We start from the raw sequence: 5884 nt of genomic DNA, 5'->3' as shown, positions 1-5884 counted from the left end.
CGCCCCCGCCCCGGCGCCGCGCCTCCGGCCCGGCGGCATTCCCCCCGCCGCCCCGCCCCCCCCGCGGCCCGCGCCGCCCGGCCGGGCGCGCGCGCCCCCCCCGTTCCGCGTTCCGGGGTGCCCGCGCGCGGCGGGCGGGCAGGTCAGGCGGGGGTGGAGGAGATCTGCGGTTCGTCGGGTTCCGCGGTCCGCCTCCCGAGCCGGTGGGAGCGCCACAAGCCGTAGGCGTAGTAGGCCAGCAGCGCCAGCCCCAGGTACACGTACGCGTTGCCGACGAGGTGCTCCAGCGGGTTCCAGTGCAGTTCCCGGCCCTTGCCCTGCGGCACCTTCCACATCGGTCCGAGCGTGCACAGCGACGCCGCCAGCCCGGCGATCATCAGCAGCCCCCAGTCGGAGCGGCGCACCGCGGCTCCCGCCAGCAGCACCACCGCCGGGATCGCCCACACCCAGTGGTGCGACCAGGAGATCGGCGAGATCAGCAGCGACAGCAGTCCGTTGAGCGTCACCGCCATCGGCAGGTCCCGCTGCCGCAGCGCGTGCAGCATGCCCGCGACGGCCAGCGCCAGCACCAGCAGCGTCACCACGACGAGCACCATCGTCACGTTCCCGACGCCGAGCTTCGTCAGCGCCGAGCGCAGCGACTGGTTGCCCGCGTACACCGAGGCGTTGCCGGTGAAGGTGGGGCCGAAGGACACGTTGCCGGTGGCCATCACCTCCTGCGTCCAGTACTTCTTCGTGCCTTCGAAGGCGAGCACGAGTCCGATGAGGGCGGTCCCGGCGAAGCCGAGCGCCGCCATCGCGATCGGCTTGAAGTCCTTGCGCAGCAGGAAGAACAGCAGGAACGCGGCCGGGGTGAGCTTGATCCCGGCGGCGATGCCGATCAGCAGCCCGCGCGGGTACGGCACCTTCTGCCCCGGCCCGGTGCGCCACAGGCAGTCCACCGCGACCAGCGCCATCAGCACCAGGTTGATCTGCGCGTAGGTCAGCGTCTCCAGCACCGGTTCGGACAGCGTCGCCAGCGGCAGCACCACGCCGGTCCACAGCACGACCCGGTCCCGCTGCCCGCGCAGGAAGGTGGAGGCGCTGAGCACCAGGTACAGCGTCACCAGCAGCGCCAGGTGCGACACCAGCATGATGATCGACACGGCCGCCATCTTGGAGACCAGCCCGAGCGGCGCGAACAGGATCGCCGCGAACGGCGGGTAGATGAACGGCAGCTTCAGCCCGGACTCGGTCGCGGGCAGCGGGCCGTACATGTCCTTGCCCTGGAGCCAGGCGCGGGCGCCGAGCCGGTAGACCTCGCCGTCGATGTGGTCGTGCGGGCTGATCGTGGAGACCAGCAGCACGGCGAGCAGTTCGGCGACGCCGATGGCGATCAGCAGCCTGCGGTTCTCCCTGGCGAGGTCGCGCATCACCTCGCCGAAGGGTCGTCGCGTCGCGTCATCCGGTCCGCTCACCGCCACGAGGGTCACCGTCCTGGTCATCGATGCGGGGGTGCCGCCGATCTCAGGCGGCCGGGACCCAGCGTAGAGGCAGGCGCTGATCGGGCCGGAGCCCGGCGGAACCGGAGCGGCTCGGAGGGCGCACCGCAGTCGAAGATCATCCGCCTTATGGACGTCTCGTTTCCCGCATCGGGTGGCGCTTCGGGCTTGACCCGGGTAGTTGCTGACGCAGCGTCATTCGCGCTCGGTAAATACCACCATTACGGGTGGTAGTGATGCTCTTGAATTCAGGCCTCTCCGCAGAGGAGAGTCCAATGGACTGCTCCGTTTGGTGGGGAGGAGGGGCCGAATGAGTGTCCTCGACGTGACCGCGCCATCCCAGCTGCCGCCGATCTGGGACGAACTGATCACCGGACTGACCGTGGGCGTGCTGCTCACGGACGAGCGCGGCCAGGTGCTCGCCACCAACGACGTCGCCGCGGACCTCATGCAGCTGACGAAGTCCGATCTGCTCACCGGTGCGCGACCCAGCGGCTGGAAGGTGCGCGACGACACCGGTGCCGCGATGCCGGACTGGTCCGAGCTCGCCGGACAGGTGCTGCGCGCCGGCTCGCCGCTGTCTACCCCGATGGTCGTCGAGCGCGGTGGCCACCCCACCCGGCTGTGGGCGGACTACCACGCGGTGCGCGCGCAGGGGAAGCGCCGGGTGCTGATCCTGCTGCAGGCCGTGCAGACCGACGTCGGGCACAGCCGCGGCCTGCTCGACCCGCTCACCGGGCTCCCGGGCCGGGCGCTGCTGCTGGACCGCCTGGAGCAGTCCCTGGTGCGCGCCCGCACCCGCGGCATGCTCACCACGCTGGTCCTGCTCGACGTGCACCGGCTGGCCGCGTTCAACACCGAGCACGGCTTCGCCCGGGGCGACGAGCTGCTCGGCACCCTCGCGGGCCGGCTGCGGCAGGGCATGTCCGACGAGCACACCGTCGCCCGGTACGGTGGCGACGAGTTCGCGCTGGTCGCCGACCACCCCAACGGCAACGGCGAGGCCATCGCCCAGCAGGCCCGCCGGATGGCCAGCTGGCCGATGCGGATCGGCCCCACCCGGGTCCGGCCGAACCTGCGGGTCTCCTGGGTGACCACCAACGGCAACGCCACCGCGCACGCGGTGCTCTCCCGCGCCGAGCAGCAGCTCCAGCGCTGAACGTCCCCGCCGGGCCGAGGCCTGGCGGGGACGGCGCATCAGCGTTCGACGTCGCCCGAGATGAAGTCCTCGACGGCCTGGTAGGCCTCCGAGTCCGAGTACTGCTCCGGCGGCGACTTCATGAAGTACGAGGACGCGGACAGGATCGGTCCGCCGATGCCGCGGTCCTTCGCGATCTTGGCGGCGCGCAGCGCGTCGATGATGATCCCCGCCGAGTTCGGCGAGTCCCACACCTCCAGCTTGTACTCCAGGTTCAGCGGCACGTCACCGAACGCGCGCCCCTCCAGCCGGATGTAGGCCCACTTGCGGTCGTCCAGCCACGGCACGTAGTCCGAGGGGCCGATGTGCACGTTGCGCTTGCCCAGGTCGCGCTGGACCTGCGAGGTCACCGACTGGGTCTTGGACTTCTTCTTCGACTCGAGCCGCTCGAGCTCCTTCATGTTCAGGAAGTCCATGTTGCCGCCGACGTTGAGCTGCATCGTGCGGTCCACGTGCACGCCGCGGTCCTCGAACAGCTTCGTCAGCACGCGGTGCGTGATGGTGGCGCCGACCTGCGACTTGATGTCGTCGCCGACGATCGGCACGCCGGCCTCGGTGAACTTCGCGGCCCACTCCGGGTCGGAGGCGATGAACACGGGCAGCGCGTTCACGAACGCCACCCCGGCGTCGAGCGCGGCCTGCGCGTAGAACTTGCCCGCGTCGTCGGAGCCCACCGGCAGGTAGGAGACCAGCACGTCGACCTCGGCGTCGCGCAGCGCCTGCGCCACGTCGACCGGCGCCTCGTCGGACTCCTCGATCGTCTCGCGGTAGAAGCGGCCGAGCCCGTCGAGGGTGCGGCCCCGCTGCACGGGAACGCCCAGCGGCGGGACGTCGGCGATCTTGATGGTGTTGTTCTCGCTGGCCACGATGGCCTCGGAGAGATCCCTGCCGACCTTCTTGGCGTCCACGTCGAACGCGGCCACGAACTGCACGTCGCGCACGTGGTACTCGCCGAACTGGACGTGCATCAGGCCGGGGACCCGGGTGTCCGGGTCGGCGTCGGCGTAGTACTGGACGCCCTGCACCAGCGATGCCGCGCAGTTGCCCACGCCGGCGATCGCCACTCGAACCGCGCCCTCGCGGCGGTCTGTGCTCATGGCAGGGTCCTCCTTGTAGGTCATGTGTTGTCCTTCTCCCCGCTCGCCGGTGCCCCGGAGGTCCCGGGGTCGCGCGAGCAGCCGGATCGGCCGGATCAGGCCCGGCCGGGCCGTGGTCTGGAAGTGGCCCGTCGCGCGGACGATGCGCGCGGGTCGTGGGGGGGGGGGGGGGGCGGCCCCCGCCTGGGCAAGCCGACGACCGGTGCCGATCGGTCGCCGCGGGTTCCCGCCACCCGCGACTCCCGGAACGCGCACCGGTGCCCTCCCCGACAACCGCCGGGGAGGCCGCGCTGTTCCCGCGGATCGGGCGGATCCGCCGCGCGGCGCCCGAATCGTCCGATCGGCCTCCGTGGGACCGATCACCTTCCGGCGGTGCGGTCCGGCGAGCGGGGGACGAGCGGCCCGTCCGGTACCGGGACCATCGGCGCCTCCGGGTTTCAAGATCAACCCGGGGTGCGGGCGCGCGGCGGCCGTCCGGTAGAACATCCCGCAGCGAGATCCCCGGCCACCTCGGTCGCCGGAGGGGAGTCGCCGCAGTTCGGGCCCGGTGCACCGGGTGCGCTGCGGGAAGCCGGGCATGGCGAGTTCGCGCATCCGCACCTCCCGCGCTCGAGCCGTCCCCAGCCGTACTTGCCCGAGAAAGGAGTATATCTTCGGCGCTTCCCCGGTCCTCGCAGGTCGAGACCAACCGCGCTGCTCACGACACCGCAGGTCACGCGACGGAAGCGGTCGCTGCCCCTAACGGCGCATGGAGCACCGGCATCGGACACGTACCCTGTTCCTCGTGCGGACCCAACGGCAAGTGGTGGATTACGCGTTGCAGCGCAGGTCGCTGCTCGCGCAGGTCCACTCTGGCCGAGTCGGGGTGATGGAGGTCTGCGACGCGAACCCGTACCTGTTGCGGGCGGCGAAGTACCACGGCGAGCCCAGCGAAGTGACCTGCCCGGTGTGCCGGAAGGAGCCGCTCACGCTGGTCTCGTGGATCTTCGGCGAGGAACTCAAGCACGCATCGGGATCGGCTCGCGGTCCCGATGAGCTGGAACGGTTGGCGGCCTTGTTCGCGGAATTCACCGTGCACGTCGTCGAAGTCTGTCGGACGTGCAGTTGGAACCACCTGGTGCAGTCGTACGTCCTCGGGACCGGTGACTTGAACAACCGCCGCCCCCGGCGCAAGACTGCGGCCGAGTGAACCGGTCGTGAGAACGAGCAGCACCGCCCCGCGCGAAGCGGGGTCACCCCGACGTGAATGCATCACCTGGCGTCGCACGACGCCTGTCCTGGAGGCCAACTCGTGAACGACGAGCGTGACGACCCAGCTCGTGGCCGCCACTCCCGGCAGCCCGAAGGTCGCAATCCCGGTTCCCCCGACGACCGGGCCACGCCCCCCTCGTCCCGGCAGCAGGGTCCGCGTCCGCAGGGCCCCCCGCCTCCGGGCGGCACCCCGCCGGGTGGTCGGCCTGCCGGACCGCCGAACCCCGCGAACCAGCCGCCCGCCGGGCAGCGACCCGGTGCCGCGCAGCGCCCGCCGGGTCCGCCGCCGGGCGCCCTGCCGAACCCGCCGCCGCCGAACCCGGGGCCGCCGGGTCCCGGCCAGCAGGGTCCGGGGCAGCAGGGTCCGGGGCAGCAGCGCGCCGCCGGGCCGCCGCCCGGACCGGGTCAGGGTGCGGGACCGTGGCCCGGGGAGGGGACGCGCCAGCAGCAGCCGCCGGGTCGTCCGCGGCAGGGCGGCGACCAGCCGAACTGGCCGGGCGACGGGCAGCAGCCGCGCGGCGCGGACCAGGACGCCGAGGCGCCCTCCGAGAAGACCGGTGCGTGGGTCCCGTCGTTCGACGACGAGGACGGCGCCCCGACCGGGAAGCGCGCCGCCGACTCCGGCGGCGGTCGCAAGCTCGACCTGCCGACCTCGTTCACCCAGGCACCGCCGCCCGCGGCGGACCAGCGCACCCAGCGCCAGCCCGGCCCCGGCCAGCAGGGACCGGGCCAACAGGGACCGGGCCAGCAGGGAGCCGCGCAGCAGGGCGGCCCCGCGACTCCGGACGAGCAGAGCACCCAGCAGTTCAGGCCGCCGCAGCGTCCCGGCCAGCAGCCCACCCGCCAGGTGCCCCCGC

At 72.4% G+C, this 5884-nt stretch carries 4 protein-coding genes and 1 pseudogene; 3 read left to right on the top strand and 2 right to left on the bottom strand.

The window, feature by feature from the left end; translation table 11 throughout:
* Positions 1–143: 143 nt before the first annotated feature.
* Positions 144–1457 (bottom strand): glycosyltransferase 87 family protein, encoded by a 1314-nt coding sequence (locus LCD33_RS25645; RefSeq protein ID WP_224957084.1) that lies wholly within the window; start codon positions 1455–1457, stop codon positions 144–146.
* A 334-nt stretch (positions 1458–1791) separates the two neighbouring features.
* Here LCD33_RS25645 and LCD33_RS25640 point away from each other — a divergent pair, with 334 nt between their 5' ends.
* Positions 1792–2640, top strand: coding sequence for a diguanylate cyclase domain-containing protein (locus tag LCD33_RS25640; protein ID WP_224957085.1), 849 nt, complete (start codon positions 1792–1794; stop codon positions 2638–2640).
* Positions 2641–2678: 38 nt separating this feature from the next.
* On the opposite strand, the gene LCD33_RS25635 is transcribed toward LCD33_RS25640, so the two are convergent.
* A complete protein-coding gene (locus LCD33_RS25635; RefSeq protein ID WP_224957086.1) occupies positions 2679–3776 on the bottom strand; it encodes an inositol-3-phosphate synthase in 1098 nt (365 codons plus the stop codon).
* A 784-nt stretch (positions 3777–4560) separates the two neighbouring features.
* Between LCD33_RS25635 and LCD33_RS25630 the strand changes: the two genes are divergently transcribed.
* Together LCD33_RS25630 and LCD33_RS25625 are read left to right on the top strand one after the other, a co-directional pair.
* Positions 4561–4965 carry a DUF5318 domain-containing protein gene (locus LCD33_RS25630; RefSeq protein WP_224957087.1) on the top strand — a complete coding sequence of 135 codons (405 nt, stop codon included), beginning with the start codon at positions 4561–4563 and terminating at the stop codon, positions 4963–4965.
* 102 nt (positions 4966–5067) lie between these two features.
* Positions 5068–5884 (top strand): annotated as a pseudogene (locus LCD33_RS25625) (hypothetical protein); the annotation flags it as partial.

This window comes from Saccharopolyspora sp. 7B, assembly GCF_020177435.1.
Lineage (GTDB): Bacteria > Actinomycetota > Actinomycetes > Mycobacteriales > Pseudonocardiaceae > Saccharopolyspora_C > Saccharopolyspora_C gregorii.
This window is presented reverse-complemented; position numbering and strand designations above follow the sequence as displayed.

Excerpts from the sequence above, each read along its gene's own strand:
- LCD33_RS25640 (WP_224957085.1), top strand. The coding sequence starts at position 1,792 with ATGAGTGTCCTCGACGTGACCGCGCCATCCCAGCTGCCGCCGATCTGG.
- LCD33_RS25635 (WP_224957086.1), bottom strand. The coding sequence starts at position 3,776 with ATGAGCACAGACCGCCGCGAGGGCGCGGTTCGAGTGGCGATCGCCGGC.